This is a genomic window from Ruegeria marisrubri (assembly GCF_001507595.1).
GTDB lineage: Bacteria > Pseudomonadota > Alphaproteobacteria > Rhodobacterales > Rhodobacteraceae > Ruegeria > Ruegeria marisrubri.
Genome location: NZ_LQBQ01000001.1, coordinates 566,250 through 581,669, shown reverse-complemented (window position 1 = coordinate 581,669; position 15,420 = coordinate 566,250). Strand labels below are relative to the sequence as shown.

Annotated in this window: 15 protein-coding genes and 2 tRNA genes; 11 read left to right on the top strand and 6 right to left on the bottom strand. The window is 61.3% G+C overall.

Annotated elements, in window-relative coordinates:
- The first annotated feature begins 27 nt into the window (after nucleotides 1-27).
- Nucleotides 28-1,428 (top strand): glutamate--tRNA ligase, encoded by a 1,401-nt coding sequence (gene gltX, locus AVO45_RS02790; RefSeq protein WP_068344247.1) that lies wholly within the window; start codon nucleotides 28-30, stop codon nucleotides 1,426-1,428.
- A gap of 120 nt (nucleotides 1,429-1,548) precedes the next feature.
- Nucleotides 1,549-2,844, top strand: a complete 1,296-nt coding sequence (gene gltA / locus AVO45_RS02785) for a citrate synthase (RefSeq protein WP_068344246.1) — start codon at nucleotides 1,549-1,551, stop codon at nucleotides 2,842-2,844.
- 50 nt (nucleotides 2,845-2,894) lie between these two features.
- Here gltA and AVO45_RS02780 read toward each other — a convergent pair whose 3' ends face one another.
- Entirely contained in the window at nucleotides 2,895-3,983 is a 1,089-nt protein-coding gene (locus AVO45_RS02780; protein ID WP_068344244.1) for a PA0069 family radical SAM protein, read from the bottom strand.
- 280 nt (nucleotides 3,984-4,263) lie between these two features.
- Between AVO45_RS02780 and AVO45_RS02775 the strand changes: the two genes are divergently transcribed.
- Both AVO45_RS02775 and AVO45_RS02770 read left to right on the top strand, forming a co-directional pair.
- On the top strand, nucleotides 4,264-4,962 hold the full coding sequence (locus AVO45_RS02775) for a corrinoid protein (protein WP_068344242.1): 699 nt from the start codon (nucleotides 4,264-4,266) through the stop codon (nucleotides 4,960-4,962).
- A gap of 138 nt (nucleotides 4,963-5,100) precedes the next feature.
- Nucleotides 5,101-5,754, top strand: a complete 654-nt coding sequence (locus tag AVO45_RS02770) for a DUF1638 domain-containing protein (protein ID WP_068344240.1) — start codon at nucleotides 5,101-5,103, stop codon at nucleotides 5,752-5,754.
- Nucleotides 5,755-5,794: 40 nt separating this feature from the next.
- Here AVO45_RS02770 and AVO45_RS02765 read toward each other — a convergent pair whose 3' ends face one another.
- Nucleotides 5,795-6,205 carry a SufE family protein gene (locus AVO45_RS02765; RefSeq protein ID WP_068344238.1) on the bottom strand — a complete coding sequence of 137 codons (411 nt, stop codon included), beginning with the start codon at nucleotides 6,203-6,205 and terminating at the stop codon, nucleotides 5,795-5,797.
- 280 nt (nucleotides 6,206-6,485) lie between these two features.
- On the opposite strand from AVO45_RS02765, the gene AVO45_RS02760 reads away from it, so the two are divergent.
- The gene (locus AVO45_RS02760; protein WP_338055946.1) at nucleotides 6,486-6,869 is read left to right on the top strand and encodes a hypothetical protein; all 384 of its coding nucleotides are present in this window, start codon (nucleotides 6,486-6,488) and stop codon (nucleotides 6,867-6,869) included.
- A 10-nt stretch (nucleotides 6,870-6,879) separates the two neighbouring features.
- Here the strand turns inward: AVO45_RS02760 and rnd are convergent, their stop codons facing one another.
- The 3 genes from rnd to purM all read right to left on the bottom strand — a co-directional run bounded on the left by rnd (nucleotide 6,880) and on the right by purM (nucleotide 9,793).
- On the bottom strand, nucleotides 6,880-8,037 hold the full coding sequence (gene rnd, locus AVO45_RS02755; protein WP_068344235.1) for a ribonuclease D: 1,158 nt from the start codon (nucleotides 8,035-8,037) through the stop codon (nucleotides 6,880-6,882).
- A 116-nt stretch (nucleotides 8,038-8,153) separates the two neighbouring features.
- Complete coding sequence (gene purN, locus AVO45_RS02750; RefSeq protein ID WP_068344233.1) at nucleotides 8,154-8,750, bottom strand: phosphoribosylglycinamide formyltransferase; 597 nt, start codon at nucleotides 8,748-8,750, stop codon at nucleotides 8,154-8,156.
- Complete coding sequence (gene purM, locus AVO45_RS02745; protein WP_068344231.1) at nucleotides 8,747-9,793, bottom strand: phosphoribosylformylglycinamidine cyclo-ligase; 1,047 nt, start codon at nucleotides 9,791-9,793, stop codon at nucleotides 8,747-8,749. Before purM ends, purN begins: the two co-directional genes overlap by 4 nt.
- Before the next feature lie 106 nt (nucleotides 9,794-9,899).
- Between purM and AVO45_RS02740 the strand changes: the two genes are divergently transcribed.
- Nucleotides 9,900-9,976 (top strand) — tRNA-Ile (locus tag AVO45_RS02740).
- Between the two features lie 4 nt (nucleotides 9,977-9,980).
- Here AVO45_RS02740 and AVO45_RS02735 read toward each other — a convergent pair.
- Nucleotides 9,981-11,300 carry an ATP-binding protein gene (locus tag AVO45_RS02735; protein WP_068344229.1) on the bottom strand — a complete coding sequence of 440 codons (1,320 nt, stop codon included), beginning with the start codon at nucleotides 11,298-11,300 and terminating at the stop codon, nucleotides 9,981-9,983.
- A gap of 44 nt (nucleotides 11,301-11,344) precedes the next feature.
- Here AVO45_RS02735 and AVO45_RS02730 point away from each other — a divergent pair, with 44 nt between their 5' ends.
- The 5 genes from AVO45_RS02730 (at nucleotide 11,345) to AVO45_RS02710 (ending at nucleotide 15,420) form a co-directional block, all read left to right on the top strand.
- Entirely contained in the window at nucleotides 11,345-12,259 is a 915-nt protein-coding gene (locus AVO45_RS02730) for an MBL fold metallo-hydrolase (RefSeq protein ID WP_068344228.1), read from the top strand.
- A 74-nt stretch (nucleotides 12,260-12,333) separates the two neighbouring features.
- Nucleotides 12,334-12,408 (top strand) — tRNA-Asn (locus AVO45_RS02725).
- A 138-nt stretch (nucleotides 12,409-12,546) separates the two neighbouring features.
- Entirely contained in the window at nucleotides 12,547-13,074 is a 528-nt protein-coding gene (locus tag AVO45_RS02720) for a hypothetical protein (protein WP_157770082.1), read from the top strand.
- A gap of 364 nt (nucleotides 13,075-13,438) precedes the next feature.
- On the top strand, nucleotides 13,439-14,467 hold the full coding sequence (locus tag AVO45_RS02715; RefSeq protein ID WP_068344222.1) for a zinc-binding dehydrogenase: 1,029 nt from the start codon (nucleotides 13,439-13,441) through the stop codon (nucleotides 14,465-14,467).
- A 77-nt stretch (nucleotides 14,468-14,544) separates the two neighbouring features.
- Nucleotides 14,545-15,420, top strand: coding sequence for a branched-chain amino acid ABC transporter permease (locus tag AVO45_RS02710; protein WP_068344220.1), 876 nt, complete (start codon nucleotides 14,545-14,547; stop codon nucleotides 15,418-15,420).

Here is a 15,420-nt window from a genome sequence, read left to right as displayed (position 1 = left end):
ACCGTTACCGAAAGGTTAACCGCAGCCATGTCCGATCAGGTCGTTACTCGTTTTGCCCCATCTCCCACCGGGTTTCTGCATATCGGCGGAGCCCGGACCGCGCTGTTCAACTGGCTCTACGCGCGCGGGCGCGGGGGCAAGTTCCTGCTGCGGATCGAGGATACGGACCGCGAGCGTTCGACCCCGGAGGCGACCGAGGCCATACTGAAGGGCATGGAATGGCTGGGGCTGGACCATGACGGCGAGGTCATCAGCCAGTTCGCCCGGGCAGACCGCCATGCCGAAGTGGCGCATCAGCTGCTGGCCGAGGGCAAGGCCTACAAGTGCTTTTCGACACAAGAAGAAATCGCAGCCTTCCGCGATCAGGCGCGGGCCGAGGGCAAATCGACCCTGTTCCGCAGCCCGTGGCGCGACGCCGACCCGGCCACCCATCCCGACGCGCCTTTCGTGATCCGAATCAAGGCGCCGCAGGACGGCGTGACCGTGATCCGGGATCGGGTGCAGGGCGACGTGACCATCCGCAACGATCAATTGGATGACATGATCCTGCTGCGGTCGGACGGCACGCCGGTCTACATGCTGGCCGTGGTGGTGGACGACCACGACATGGGCGTGACCCATGTGATCCGCGGTGACGACCATCTGAACAATGCCGCGCGACAGATGATGATTTACGAAGCTATGGGCTGGGACGTGCCCGTCTGGGCGCATATCCCGTTGATTCATGGCCCCGATGGCAAGAAACTCAGCAAGCGCCACGGCGCTCTGGGTGCCCAGGAATACCAGGCCATGGGCTATCCGGCCGCGGGAATGAGGAACTATCTGGCCCGGCTGGGCTGGAGCCACGGCGATGACGAGTTCTTTACCGATGAACAGGCGCTGGAGTGGTTCGACCTGGATGGGATCGGCAAGAGCCCGGCCCGCTTCGACTTGAAAAAACTGGAAAATCTCTGTGGTCAGCATATCGCGATCATGGATGTTGCTGCGCTGCGGCATGAAATCGAAGCCTACCTGGCTGCGGCGAATTTGCCGCCCTTGACCGAAAAACAGGGTGACGATCTGCAACGTGCGATGTATTGCCTCAAGGATCGGGCCCGCACCTTCCCGGAACTGCTTGAAAAAGCGCATTTTGTCCTGCAATCGAGACCTATCGTGCCTGACGAGAAGGCCGCCAAGGCTCTTGCCTCGGTATCCGACGGTATACTGAACGAATTGACGCCGCACGTGCAAAATGCTAGCTGGACACGCGACGGACTGGAGGAAGCCCTGAACGCGTTTGCCGAAGCTCAGGGGATGAAGTTCGGCAAGCTGGCGGGGCCTCTACGGGCGGTTCTGGCTGGCCGGGCCGTGACGCCTTCGGTTTTTGACATGATGCTCGTGCTTGGGCGGGAAGAAACCCTGGCGCGGCTTTCTGATGCAGTGAAATAGACCTGGTTTCATGGTCATGTAACGCTGCTCCGCTAACACACGGCCCACGCACGCCGCGCGGTCGTCGCTCGCATAGCCGGACATCAATCCGGCATGCGCAAGATTGAGGAAGGGACAACCATGACTAAGAGCCAAAAAACAGCCACACTGACTGTCCATGGCGAGACCTATGAGCTGCCGGTCTTTTCGCCCACCGTCGGGCCTGACGTGATCGACATCCGCAAGCTCTATGGTCAGGCAGGCGTGTTCACCTATGATCCGGGCTTCACTTCGACGGCCAGCTGCGACAGCACCATCACCTATATCGATGGGGAAAAGGGCGAACTTCTGCATCGTGGTTACCCGATCGACCAACTGGCGGCAAAATCGCACTATCTCGAAGTCTGCTATCTGCTGCTTTATGGCGAACTGCCGTCGGCGGCCCAACTCGAGGAATTCGAGACGACGATCACCCGTCACACCATGATCCACGAGCAGATGCACTATTTCTTCCGGGGCTTCCGGCGGGATAGTCACCCGATGGCGACCATGGTGGGCGTGGTCGGCGCGATGTCGGCCTTCTACCATGACTCGACGGATGTCTCGGACGAACGCCAGCGCGAAATCGCCAGCCACCGCCTGATCGCCAAGATGCCGACCATCGCCGCGATGGCCTACAAGTATTCGGTGGGTCAGCCTTTCGTGTATCCGCGCAACGACCTGGATTACGCGGCCAACTTCCTGCACATGTGCTTTGCCGTGCCGGCCGAGGAATACCATGTCGACCCGATCCTGGCGCGCGCCATGGACCGCATCTTTACCCTGCACGCCGACCACGAGCAGAACGCCTCGACCTCGACCGTGCGCTTGGCTTCGTCCTCGGGCGCGAACCCGTTCGCTTGTATCGCGGCAGGCATCGCGTGTCTTTGGGGGCCGGCGCATGGCGGCGCCAACCAGGCCTGCCTCGAGATGCTCAAGGAAATCGGCACCGTCGATCGCATCCCCGAATACATCGCCCGCGCCAAGGACAAGAACGATCCGTTCCGCCTGATGGGCTTTGGCCACCGCGTCTACAAGAACATGGACCCGCGCGCGACCGTGATGAAACAGTCGGCCGACGAGGTTCTGGACCTTCTGGGCATCGACAACAACCCGCTGTTGCAGGTGGCAAAAGAGCTCGAGAAGATCGCGCTGCACGACGATTACTTCATCGAGAAGAAGCTGTTCCCGAATGTGGACTTCTACTCGGGCATCATCCTCGAGGCGATGGGCTTCCCGACCTCGATGTTCACTCCGATCTTCGCCGTGTCCCGGACCGTGGGCTGGGTGTCGCAGTGGAAGGAACAGCTGGCAGACCCGCAGCACAAGATCGGCCGTCCGCGCCAGCTGTATCTCGGCGAAACCATGCGCGACTACGTGGATATCGAAAACCGCTAAGTCGCCATCGCTGCTTTCGAAACGCCCCGGCTTTCCGGGGCGTTTTTCGTTCAGAACAATGACAATTGGTCGCCAGCCTGAACGGGACGTGCGAAAAGATCGGTCCGCAACGGCGGCGTTTCGATTGCCAGGCCAAGCCGTTTCACGCAGGCCCTGAACCTCTGCCCGATCATCTGGGCATATTCCCCTTCGCCGCGCATACGGTGGCCCCAACGTGGGTCATAGTCTCGCCCTCCATGCATCTCGCGCAGCCGAGACATCACCTTGGTCGCGCGCCCCGGCTCGTGGTCGGCCAGCCACTCTTGCCAGAGCTGCGAGACTTCGCGCGGCAGGCGCAGCATGATCCAGCTGGCGGCATCCGCGCCAGCCTTCTTGCCCGCAGCCAGCAAGGATTCCAGTTCATGATCCGTCAGGCCCGGGATCAGGGGCGATGTCATCAGGCGCACCGGAACCCCTGCCCCGGTCAGGCGCTCGATCGTACGCAGGCGCCTTTTCGGGGCCGGAGCACGGGGCTCCATCCGGCGTGAAAGGTCGGCATCCAGCGTGGTCACGGAAATTCCCACCCGCACCAATCCATCGCGCGCCATCCGGGCCAGAATGTCCAGGTCACGCTCGACCAATGTGCCCTTGGTGACGATGGCGACTGGATGATGAAACGATTCGAGAACCTCAAGACAGGCCCGCGTGATGCCGCGGTCTTTCTCGATCGGCTGATATGGGTCGGTATTGGTGCCGATGGCAATGGGGGCAACCTTGTAAGACCGCGCCGAGAGTTCCTTGCGCAGGATCTCGGCCGCATTGGGCCGAGCCACCAGCCGTGTTTCGAAGTCCAGCCCTGGCGACATGCCCAGATAGGCGTGGGTCGGGCGCGCGAAACAATAGACGCAGCCATGCTCGCACCCCCGGTACGGATTGATCGAGCGGTCGAAAGGCAGGTCGGGCGAACGGTTGTAGGTGATCAGGCTGCGGGCGACCTCATCCCTTACCACCGTTCTGAGCACTGGCAGGTCGTCATCCGCGCTCCACCCATCGGAAACGGCCGCTGTCGCGAAACGCTCGAATCGACCGGCCATGTTCGACGCGGCACCCCGCCCCGGCGTAGCGTATCGAAAAGGCGCGTTGTTCCCTCTATGTTCCATTTCCCCAATTTAGAACACAAAGCGAACACCTTCAAGAATCAACATCTTGCCCGATCTGCCTGGCAACAGCACCCGATCAGGAACCAAAACACCCTAAACATGCATCCCGCTCACCTTCTTCTTGTGAAGAATTCGTTCGTGATCGGCCAGATTCTCGACTAAAGGTCGGTAGCAGAACCGCCAATGTCGCAATCAACGCAGTCGAACTGCGGCAAAATGGCAAAAACGGACCAAATTGCCACAGTGGGGCACGCCCCCCATCAGCTCAGGGAAACGGCTCATGTCGGGTGAAGAAGACATCGTCCTGTCGGAACTGAACGACGACGAACTCGTCGAACAGATGTTTGATGACCTCTATGACGGTCTCAAGGAAGAGATTGAAGAAGGCGTGAACATCCTGCTTGAGCGGGGATGGGCGCCCTATGACATCCTCACCAAGGCCTTGGTGGGCGGCATGACCATCGTTGGCGCCGACTTCCGCGACGGCATCCTGTTCGTTCCCGAGGTGCTTTTGGCCGCCAACGCCATGAAGGGCGGCATGGCCATCCTCAAGCCGCTGCTGGCCGAAACCGGCGCGCCGCGTGTCGGCAAGATGGTGATCGGCACCGTCAAAGGCGACATCCACGACATCGGAAAGAACCTCGTGTCGATGATGATGGAAGGCGCAGGTTTCGAGGTTGTCGATATCGGCATCAACAACCCGGTCGAGAACTATCTCGAAGCGCTGGAAACCGAACAGCCGGACATCCTCGGCATGTCGGCCCTGCTGACCACCACCATGCCCTACATGAAAGTGGTGATCGACACGATGGTCGAGCAAGGCGTGCGCGATGACTACATCGTCCTGGTGGGTGGCGCGCCGCTCAACGAGGAATTCGGCAAGGCCATCGGCGCCGACGCCTATTGCCGCGATGCCGCCGTGGCGGTGGAGACCGCCAAGGACTTCGTGTCGCGTAAGCACAACCAGCTGGCGGGCTGAAGAGGCTGAATAGTCGATTGAAGGGCCGCCGGTTCCGGCGGCCTTTTTTGTCCGCGTCGCCTCGGGCGAGATCGGGCCTCTGCTTGCCGACATGAGGATTGGTGCTTAACTGTATGGACACAAGGGCAAAGCCACGTCATGACCGACCAGAACCTGCCAAGCGACGAACGTCTGACCACGGAGGGTTTGGCCGTCACGCGCCCGACCGGGCGCATTCTGCTGATTGCCTGCGGTGCCCTTGCGCGGGAAATTCTGGATATCAAGACCAAAAACGGCTGGGATCACATGGATCTGACCTGCCTTCCGGCGATCCTGCACGTGCATCCGGAAAGGATCCCCGATGCGGTCGAGCAGGCCGTTGAGAAAAATCGCGAGACCTACGACCGGATCTTTGTCGTCTATGCCGATTGTGGCACTGGCGGTCTTTTGCAGCAAACTTGCGAACGGCTGGGTGTTGAAATGGTCGAAGGCCCTCACTGTTACTCGTTTTTTGAGGGAAATCAGAAGTTTGCCGAGCATGGTGAAAGTGATGCCACGGCGTTTTTCCTGACGGATTTTCTGGCGCGTCAGTTCGATGCCTTCGTATGGAAGCCGTTGGGCCTGGACCGGCACCCCGAATTGCGCGACATGTATTTCGGAAACTACACCAAGCTGGTCTATCAGGCCCAGACGGACGACCCGGCATTGACCGAACGTGCCCGCGAATGCGCGGAACGCATGGGGCTGGCATTCGAGCGGCGCTTCACCGGCTACGGCGATCTGGAGACCACGCTGTCCGACTGGTCCAGATGACCCGTGTCACGGGGCCGAGATCACGGCCCCATTTCCTCAGTCAGGCGCTTTCCGTGGCCACTTCGCGAATCCGTTCGATCATCGCCCGCAAACCATTCGACCTTTGCGCCGAAAGATGCTCGTTGAGACCCAACCGCGCCATTTCAGCACGCGCATCGACCTTTGGCACTTCGGCAACGGGCAACCCGTTGTAAAGCGCCCTCAGCACCGCGATCAGCCCGCGCACGATCAGGGCATCACTGTCGCCGTCGAACCGGAAAATGCCGTTCTCGATCACGGGATGCAGCCATACCTGGCTGGCGCAGCCATGGACCTTGGTTGCGGGCACCTTGAGCGCCTCGTCCAGCGGCTCCATCGCCTTGCCCTGCTCGATCACATGGCGATACCGATCTTCCCAATCTTCGAGAAATTCGAAATCTTCGACGATTTCTTCAAAGGCAGGGGTCGCCATGTTCTGATCCTTTTGATGCGGTTGTCGGGAGTGACCTAAGTCGCCTCGGCCGCACTGTCCAGCCCTGCGATGGCTTTTCAAGTGTCGAAAGATAGGCTAACCGTTTCGGGCAAATTATGTCCAAGTGCTGAGTACCATGCGAAAATCCCTTGCCGTTCTTCTGGTCGCCTCTCTTTCCCTTTCAGCTTGCAGCAGTTGGCGGGAATCGCGGATGAACCCATCGAACTGGTTCGGGGACAGCACATCGACGACCGCCGACGCTTCGGTTCAGGCCGAGCAGGTGAACCCGCTGGTTCCGCAGAAAACCGGCAAAGGTCTTTTTGAGCGCCCCGACCAGCCGGACCGCAGCCTCCCAATCGCCGTCATATCGGAGTTGCGCGTTGATCCGACCACTACGGGTGCAATCGTGACCGCAACCGGAATTGCGACCCGGCAGGGTGCTTACGGTGCGCAGCTGCGGCCGATCGTTTCCGAAGAAAATGCGCAAAACGGTGTTCTGGCCTACACATTTCGGGTGATCTATCCCGAGGATCCGACCCCCCAAGGTCCGGAACGGTCGCGCACCGTTACCCAGGCGGTCACCTTGTCGTCGCAGGACTTGGAGGGCGTTCGCCTGATCCGCGTATCAGGTCAACAAAACGCGCGCGAAGTCCGCAGACGCTGATCCCAAACCGTCAGAGCGATACGACCTTGACGGACTGCCCCTTGGCCGCCAGCGCGATCTTGCCTTCGCACAGGCGCAGAGCGTCCTCTCCGAACACTTCGTAGCGCCATCCCTTCATCGAGGGCACTTCACGCTCGCCGGCGGCGATCAGGTCAAGTTCAGAGCTGGTCGCGATCAGTTTCGCGGCCACACCGGAGCTTTCGGTCTTGGATTTCAGCAGCACCCGCAGAAGATCCGCCAAGGCCGGGTTCACCCTGAGCTTGTCGCGGCTGTTGTCCGCCTTTGGCATCTTGTCTGGCGGACAGTTCACCCCCCGCTTGACCGCCTCAAGGATTCCATCTGCGATCGCTCCCTTGCGGGCCTCGCGCAGCAACAGGCGCGACCCACCCAGATCCGCATGTGTCCGGGGCTTGGTCGAAGCCAGTTCGATCAGCGCATCATCCTTGAACACGCGGTTCCGCGGAATGTTCTTTTCCTGCGCATAGGCCTCGCGGAACTGGGCCAGTTCCTTGACCACTGCCAGGAATTTGGGTGAGTTGGTTCGCGTCTTGACGCGCCGCCATGCTTCTTCGGGGCGAATGTCATAGGTCGCGGAGTCGGTGAGCGTCCGCAGTTCTTCGGCCACCCAATGGGTTCGTTTCGTCTTTTTCAGCTCGGCTGCAAGATATTCATAGATCCTGCGCAAATGGGTTACGTCCGCCAAAGCGTAAGTCTTTTGCGCATCGGTCAGCGGCCGGCGCGACCAGTCGGTGAAGCGCGAGGTCTTGTCCAGCCCCTGCTTGCAGATCTTGCGCACCAGCGTTTCATACCCGACCTGCTCGCCAAAGCCGCAGACCATGGCCGCAACCTGGGTGTCGAACAGCGGTTGCGGAAAGACGCCCGCCTCGACCCAGAAAATCTCGAGATCCTGACGGGCAGCGTGAAAGACTTTGACCACGTTTTCGTCGCGAAACAGGTCAAGGAGTGGTTCCAGTGAAAGACTGTCCGCCAGAGGGTCCACCAAGACCGCGCTATCCTCTTCGTCAGAGGGATAGGCCAGCTGAATCAGGCAGAGCTTGGAGTAGTAGGTTCTTTCGCGCAGGAACTCGGTATCGACGGTGACATAGGGATGTGCGGCCGCCGCCTTGCAGAATTCGGCCAGTTCTTGCGTGGTTGTAAGAGTTCTCATGCGCGATGCTGTTTCTTGCTCGTATTACTTGGGCTTCCCGGCGAAATTCGTATCGTGTCAGGACCTCGCGGGACCATAGGCCAAACGGCAAGCGCGTGTAAATCGCAGTCAAGCCATCAGGGCAAGAGAACCGGTTCAGTGTTGCCCAAAGCAAACCGGCGCAGAACGGCCGGATACAGCTTGTGCTCCCATTCCAGAACCCGCGCGGCCAGCGTTTCCGGCGTATCGCCGGGTTCGACCGGAACGCGCGCCTGCCCAAGGATCGGCCCGTCGTCCAGGGCCGCCGTCACCTCGTGCACGGTGCATCCATGTTCCTTGTCCCCGGCCTCGAGCGCACGGGCATGGGTGTGCAGTCCCTTGTACTTGGGCAAAAGCGAGGGGTGGATGTTGAGCATGCGCCCCTGAAACCGCGAGACGAAATCGGCCGTCAGAACCCGCATGAACCCCGCCAGACACACGATGTCCGGCTCGGCAGCCAGCAGCGGTTTCAGCAGCTCCGCCTCGAACGCGGCGCGGTCCCCGGCAAAGGGTCGGTGATCGACCACGGCCGTCGGGATACCGCGCGCGGCCGCCTTTTTCAAACCACCTGCCTGTGGGTCATTCGACAGAACCAGACAGGGCCGCGCCGGATGATCGCCGGTCATGCTGTCGACCAGCGACACCATGTTGGACCCGCCGCCCGAAATCAGGATCGCGACTCGCTTGTGGCTCACAGCAGCGCGCCCTCGTAGGCTACGCCGGATGTGCCGGTGACGGTGCCCAGACGGGCCACGGTTTCGCCCTCGGCGGCCAGAAGTCCAGCGAGTTGGTCGGCGCGGTCTGCCTTGCACACCACGATCATGCCGATGCCACAGTTGAAGGTCTTGAGCATTTCCTCTTCGGCAATGTCGCCGGTTTCGGCCATCCAGCGGAACACCGGCGGCAGCTCCCAAGTGCCCAGGTCGATCGCCGCGCCCATGCCTTCGGGCAGAACCCGTGGCAGGTTCTCGGTCAGCCCGCCGCCGGTGATGTGGGCCAGGGCATTCACCCCGCCTGCGCGGATCGCGCTCAGCGCCGGTTTCACATAAAGACGGGTCGGGGTGAGCAGCACCTCGCCCAGCTTGCCCTCGCCAAAGGGGCAGTCCGATTCCCAGCCCAGTCCGGAATGCTCGACAAGGCGGCGGACCAGCGAATAGCCGTTGGAATGCACACCGTCCGAGGCCAGCCCCAGCAGAACGTCGCCTTCCCGCACACCGGCTGGCAGAGCCGCGCCCCGCTCCATCGCGCCGACGGCGAAGCCGGCAAGGTCGAAATCGCCCTCGGGATACATGCCCGGCATCTCTGCCGTCTCGCCGCCGATCAGGGCGCAGCCCGACCGCGCGCAGCCTTCGGCGATACCTTCGATGATCCGCGCCGCGGTTTCCGTTTCCAGCTTGCCGGTGGCGAAATAGTCGAGGAAAAACAGCGGCTCGGCACCCTGGCAGATCAGGTCATTGACGCACATGGCAACAAGGTCGATCCCCACGCCGTCCACGACGCCGGTATCAATGGCGATCCGCAGCTTGGTCCCGACCCCATCGGTCGCGCCCACCAGAATCGGGTCGCTGTATCCGGCCGCCTGGAGATCGAAGAGCGCGCCGAACCCGCCCAGACCGCTCATCACGCCCGGACGGTTCGTCCGCTTTGCGGCAGGCTTGATCCGGTCGACAAGCGCGTTGCCCGCATCGATATCCACGCCCGCATCGGCATAGGTCATGCCGCTCTTGCCCGCTGTCATGGCAAATCCCTCATGAGTGCTTTCCGGGCGGGTTAGTCGATTGTGCCCGCTCTTGCAACGGTCAGGCTTGACGCGGGCGATGTTCGTGATACGCAAGGCGCAAGGCGGGCCTGTAGCTCAATTGGTTAGAGCAGAGCGCTCATAACGCTTTGGTTGGGGGTTCGAGTCCCTCCGGGCCTACCAGAATTCACCGCGCAATGACGATATCGGCACGCAACCCACCCAGCTGTTCGCTTTTTCCAAGTCTCAGCGCGCCGCCATGGGCCCGCGCCACATCGGCCACGATGGCCAGCCCCAGCCCGACGCCGCTGCCGCGGTTCTGGTTGCGCGCAGGATCGAGGCGGGCGAAGGGTTTCACCGCTTCGTTGCGCTGCTCGGGCGGGATGCCCGGTCCGTCATCCTCGACCCTGATCCGCAAGGTCCTTGGCGTCAGAGCCATGCTGATCTCGGCGCGAGTGCCATAGCGCACCGCGTTTCCGATCAAGTTCTCGACCGCCCGGCGAATCGCGGTGGGCCGCAACATGACCTTGCCGTTTCCTTCGCATTGCGTCAGTGCAACCTCGCGCCCGGCACGCCTGGCATCTTCGACGATCTGTTGCAGAAGCTCGGCTGGGTCCACCGCCTCGGGTGTTCCCTCCGAGGCCCCACGGGAAAATTCGAGGAAAGTGTCGAGAAGCTCCTGCATCTCATTCACATCCTGGAGCAGCGGAGCGGCCTCTTCTTCGGGCAGCATCGACAACCCCAGCTTGAGACGAGTCAGGGGTGTCCGCAGATCGTGACTTACCCCCGACAGCATGAGCGTGCGCTGTTCGATCTGACGTTCGATCCGGGCGCGCATGTCCAGAAAGGCGTTCCCCGCCGCGCGCACTTCGATCGCGCCACCGGGACTATACGGAACCACCCTGCCCCGCCCAAAGGCCTGCGCCGCATCGGCCAGACGCGTGATAGGCCGCAACTGGTTGCGCATGTAGAGGAATGAAATCGACGTCATCAGAACCGCGAAGAACACCATCGTGACGATAAGTTGGTGAGGTGCAGCCGGGGACAGGCGTCTGGGATCCAGCGTCAGTTCCAGAAACCCCAAATCGGTTTCCAGATAAACCATCGTGTTTCGGCTATCGGGAATCGATACCACCTGCACTTCGGGGACCAGCCTGGTCAGGTTCGCGACCACCATCGGGGCAGTGAAGTCATACCACCGCCGGGTGGCTGCGGGCGGGACCTCGCCGGGGTTCAAGAACCGCGCTTTCATTTGCAGGGCATCGAGCTCGGAACCTGCCAGGGCGATCGCTTCCTCTTGCGTTTCGGCGTCTTTCATCTCGCTCATGACAAGCTTGATTTCCCGAGAGACGGTCCGCGTCATCTGCGTCGTCACGTCCTCAAGATGGCGCTGCAGAAAAGCCACCGCCACGACCAGCAGGACCACGACCACCGGAAGAATGAGGATTATGGCCGCCCGGGCATAAAGGCTTCGCGGAACATAGGGTTTGAGCAAGGGGAGAGACATGGGATAAGCCTAACGAGCCACACGAAAAAGCGAAAGAGGACAGGATGCAGCCGCCCGATGATTTCAACCCGCCCGCAGGCGTTCCCATCGAACTGGCGCCGGGGCTGCGGCGTGTGCTGGCGCCCAACCCTTCGCCGATGACCTATCGCGGCACCAATACCTATCTTCTGGGCGAGAGGGACGTGGCGGTCATCGATCCGGGACCGCTGGATTCGGCGCATATGGACGCGATTCTGTCGGCGTTGGGGCCAAGGCAGAGAGTCAGCCACATCATTGCGACCCACACGCATCTGGACCACTCACCACTGGCCGCTCCACTGGCCGAACGGACCGGAGCCCCCATCCATGCCTTTGGCGGGCCGGAGGCGGGACGCAGCCCGGTGATGGCGCGGCTGGCACGAGAAGGGCTGGCAGGCGGCGGTGAGGGCATCGATCGCGATTTTCGCCCTGATGTCGAAGTGGCAGACGGAGAACGGATTGAGGGCGATGGCTGGTCTCTCGAGGTCATTCACACCCCAGGGCATCTTGGGAACCACATCGCGCTGGCTTGGGGGAGCATGTGTTTCACTGCCGACCACGTCATGGGGTGGGCCAGTTCGCTCGTGTCCCCGCCGGACGGAGACTTGACGGATTTCATGGCGTCCTGTCGCCGGCTTGCAGAACGTGAATGGAGCGTTTTTCACCCTGGGCACGGCGCACCGGTGTCGTCGCCGGCCCAGCGTCTTGAATGGCTGATGACTCATCGACTCGGCCGCGAGACGGCGATACTGGATGCGCTGGCAGTCGGCCCGGCAACCGCACGGCAACTGGCCGAACGTATCTATACCGAAACTCCGCCGGCGCTTCTGCCTGCGGCAGAACGCAACGTCTTTGCTCACCTCGTTGATCTTACTGGAAGATCGCGAATCGCGCCGCGAGGCGCGTTGTCCGCCAGCGCTCTGTTTGAACGGTTGAGTTGATCTGAAAAATTCTGCCAATTTTGTTTCGATCCCCTCTGGACGGCCGGATTCCGGATTGCTATATGGCGCGCAGTTCCGGCGTAGCTCAGCGGTAGAGCAGTTGACTGTTAATCAATTGGTCGTAGGTTCGATCCCTACCGCCGGAGCCAGAAGATACGGAAAGGGGTTCGACAAATTTGTCGAACCCCTTTTTGCTTTGGCGATGGGCATGTTTTGCGGCTACCCTGTCAGGCGTTTTTCCAGCGGAAATAACTCATCTTCAGTAGATTGAGCCCAACGGGAAAAATTTGAGCGCCCAAGTGACGCATATTCCAAAGGAGACCAGAATGTCCCGAATTATTGTGTCCGTCGTTGTCATCATCGCGATTGCCGCCGGAGCATTTTACTTTCTCAACAAGCCCGAGCCAACGCCGGCAGAGCGCTTCGAGGCCGCGGTGCAGGATGCCGGAGATGCCTTGAGCGAAGCGGCCGAGGCTGCAGCCGACGCAACGACCAACGCCGTTGAACAAGCCACTGACAAGGCTGCCGAAATGGCGAAACAAGCCGAAAAATCCCTGAACGATGCCGCCGAACTGACCAGTGAACAACTGGCAGCGCTTCAGAAACAGGCCGAGGGTCTGGTCAAGTCCTGGGAAGAGCAAGGCGCGCTGACGGAAGAAGGGTTCAATTATGACAAGATGGTCAAAGCCATCGAGGACAGCACGCTTTCGGACGAGGCCAAGGTCCAATTGATCCAGATCCTTGCCGAAATCAAGGCATCGCCCGAGACTGTCGCCGCCAAGATCGAAGAATTTCGCAAGTTGATGGCGCAATGAACTGCCCCGGCCGGCGAAAGGACTTGCGCCGGCCGGTTCATCCTCGTTTTCCGCCACGTCATCGAACCCGAGAATTGACGGAACACCGGCGGGCGTGATTGCCTCGGTGCACAAACGCACCAATCGGACCCGCCAGTGATCCTGACGACAGCCCTGCAACATAATCAGCCGATACCAGCCGATCGACTGAATTTCAGAAACGATCGCGCCACGGACACTTTGCCGAGAGCGGCGCGGCAGCTTTCTGATTTCAAACGGAAATATTCCACTGGCTGCATCGCTTCAACCCCGAGACGGGGCAAAGGCCAGCTTGGCCTCGAGGGTTCGTATTTTCCAGTCTCAGAAGTTTCGAGAGGGATTTGAGATGAGTGATCTACCCGCCACCATGTTCGCGGTCGTTCAGACCCAGGATGGATTTTCCGGCAAGGCGACCGGCCCCGCCATCGAGGACGCCTCGGAATGGCTCGCCGAGGCGGAACTGCCCGTGCCTCAACCCGGTCCGGGCCAGGTTCTGATCCGTCTGCGCATGGCGTCGGTCAACCCGTCCGACCTCCACTTCATCAAGGGTGAGTATGGGCAGCCCCGGGTCAAGGGCGCCCCGGCCGGGTTCGAAGGTTGCGGGGATGTCGTGGCCACCGGGGCCGGCGCCGAGGCCCTGCAAGGGCAACGCGTCGCCTTTGTCGCGGCGGGGTCCGGGGCTTGGGCCGAATATGTCGTGACGCAGGCCCAGATGTGCATTCCGCTACGCCCCGAGATATCGGACGAGGACGGCGCGGCACAGATCGTCAACCCGATGACCGCCATGGCGATGGTCGACATCGCCCGGTCCGAGGGCGACGCCTTTGTCATTTCCGCCGCCACCAGCCAGCTTGGAAAGCTGATGTGCAGCCTCGGGCGTGATCTTGGGCTGAAGCCCATCGCGCTCGTGCGCCGGGCCGAAGCCGTGGATTCTCTGAAAAAACTCGGCGCCGAAGAAGTGCTGGTCACCACGGACCCTGACCTGCTCAAGAAATTCGCGGCCATTTCCAAGGAGTTGAAACCGCGCGTTTTCCTGGATGCGGTGTCGGACCAGCTGTCGGAACAGATCTTTGTCGCGATGCCCAACAAGGCGCGCTGGGTCAGCTACGGCAAACTCAGCGCCGAGCCGCCCAAGCTGACCCAGATGGGGCAGCTGATTTTCATGGGCAAACGGATCGAGGGGTTCTGGCTGACGCAATGGATGATGTCCACGCCGACCGAAGACCAGATGCGTGTCGTGCAGGAGGTGCAGGCGCGTTTCGCCGACGGGCGCTGGAAAACCGACGTTTCCGCGCGCCTGCCGCTTCGTGACGTTGTGTCAGGTTTGCCAGACGCGCTGAAAAAGACTGACGGAAAGGTCATGATCACGCCATAGTAGAGACATGCCCGGGCGAAGTGAGGAGCGCCCGTCATGAAAAAGGACGCCGGGCATACCGGCGCAGGGAGGAAAATTTGGATAACATACAGCTGCTGATCAGCGGGCTGGCGAATGGCTGTGTCTACGGCCTGATCGCGCTTGGCTTCGTTCTGATCTACAAGGCGACCGAGGCCGTGAACTTCGCCCAGGGCGATTTCATGATGCTCGGTGCTTTCGTGACCATCGGGTTGACCAACACCGAATACATGGGCCTGCCTTTCTGGCTGGCCCTGCCGATCTCGCTGGGGCTGATGGCCGGGTTGGGCTATTTGCTCGACCGGCTGATCATCCGGCGCATGTTCGGCGAAAGCCAGACATCGGTGGTGATCCTGACCATCGCTCTGGGATTCGTGATCCGGTTCGTGGCCGGCCTGATCTGGGGCCATGAACCGCAGACGCTGCAGAACCCGCTGGCGGGCAAGGAGGTTCGCTTTGGCGGGCTGGTGCTGGGCATGGAGGACGTCGCCGTCATCGTCGTCACCCTGCTGTTGACCTGGGCGCTCTATGTCTTCTTCAGCAAGACCAAGCTGGGGCTTGCCATGCAGGGGGCCTCGCAGAACCAGCTGGCGGCCTACTACATGGGCATCCCGGTCAAGCGCGTGCAGGGTTTCATCTGGGCGCTGGCCGGAGCCGTTGCCGCAGTCGCAGGCATACTGTTCGCCGCCAAGGGCTCGGTCGACCCGAACACGGGCCTCATGGGCATCAAGGCCTTTGCGGCCGCGGTGATCGGCGGTTTTGGCAGCCTGCCGGGCGCGTTGGCCGGCGGCCTGATCGTCGGCGTGATCGAACCCTTCGCCAGCCGCTATATCGCGGCCGGCTACAGTCAGGTCGCACCATACGCCCTGCTGCTTGCGGTGCTGATTTTCCGCCCGCACGGGCTGTTCAGCCAAGTGCGCGTCAAGAAGGTCTAG

Bases quoted from the DNA above. Each gene is read 5' to 3' on its own strand.
- gltX (WP_068344247.1), top strand. From the start codon at position 28: ATGTCCGATCAGGTCGTTACTCGTTTTGCCCCATCTCCCACCGGGTTT.
- gltA (WP_068344246.1), top strand. From the start codon at position 1,549: ATGACTAAGAGCCAAAAAACAGCCACACTGACTGTCCATGGCGAGACC.
- AVO45_RS02780 (WP_068344244.1), bottom strand. From the start codon at position 3,983: ATGGAACATAGAGGGAACAACGCGCCTTTTCGATACGCTACGCCGGGG.
- AVO45_RS02775 (WP_068344242.1), top strand. From the start codon at position 4,264: ATGTCGGGTGAAGAAGACATCGTCCTGTCGGAACTGAACGACGACGAA.
- AVO45_RS02770 (WP_068344240.1), top strand. From the start codon at position 5,101: ATGACCGACCAGAACCTGCCAAGCGACGAACGTCTGACCACGGAGGGT.
- AVO45_RS02765 (WP_068344238.1), bottom strand. From the start codon at position 6,205: ATGGCGACCCCTGCCTTTGAAGAAATCGTCGAAGATTTCGAATTTCTC.
- rnd (WP_068344235.1), bottom strand. From the start codon at position 8,037: ATGAGAACTCTTACAACCACGCAAGAACTGGCCGAATTCTGCAAGGCG.
- purM (WP_068344231.1), bottom strand. From the start codon at position 9,793: ATGACAGCGGGCAAGAGCGGCATGACCTATGCCGATGCGGGCGTGGAT.
- AVO45_RS02735 (WP_068344229.1), bottom strand. From the start codon at position 11,300: ATGTCTCTCCCCTTGCTCAAACCCTATGTTCCGCGAAGCCTTTATGCC.
- AVO45_RS02730 (WP_068344228.1), top strand. From the start codon at position 11,345: ATGCAGCCGCCCGATGATTTCAACCCGCCCGCAGGCGTTCCCATCGAA.
- AVO45_RS02715 (WP_068344222.1), top strand. From the start codon at position 13,439: ATGAGTGATCTACCCGCCACCATGTTCGCGGTCGTTCAGACCCAGGAT.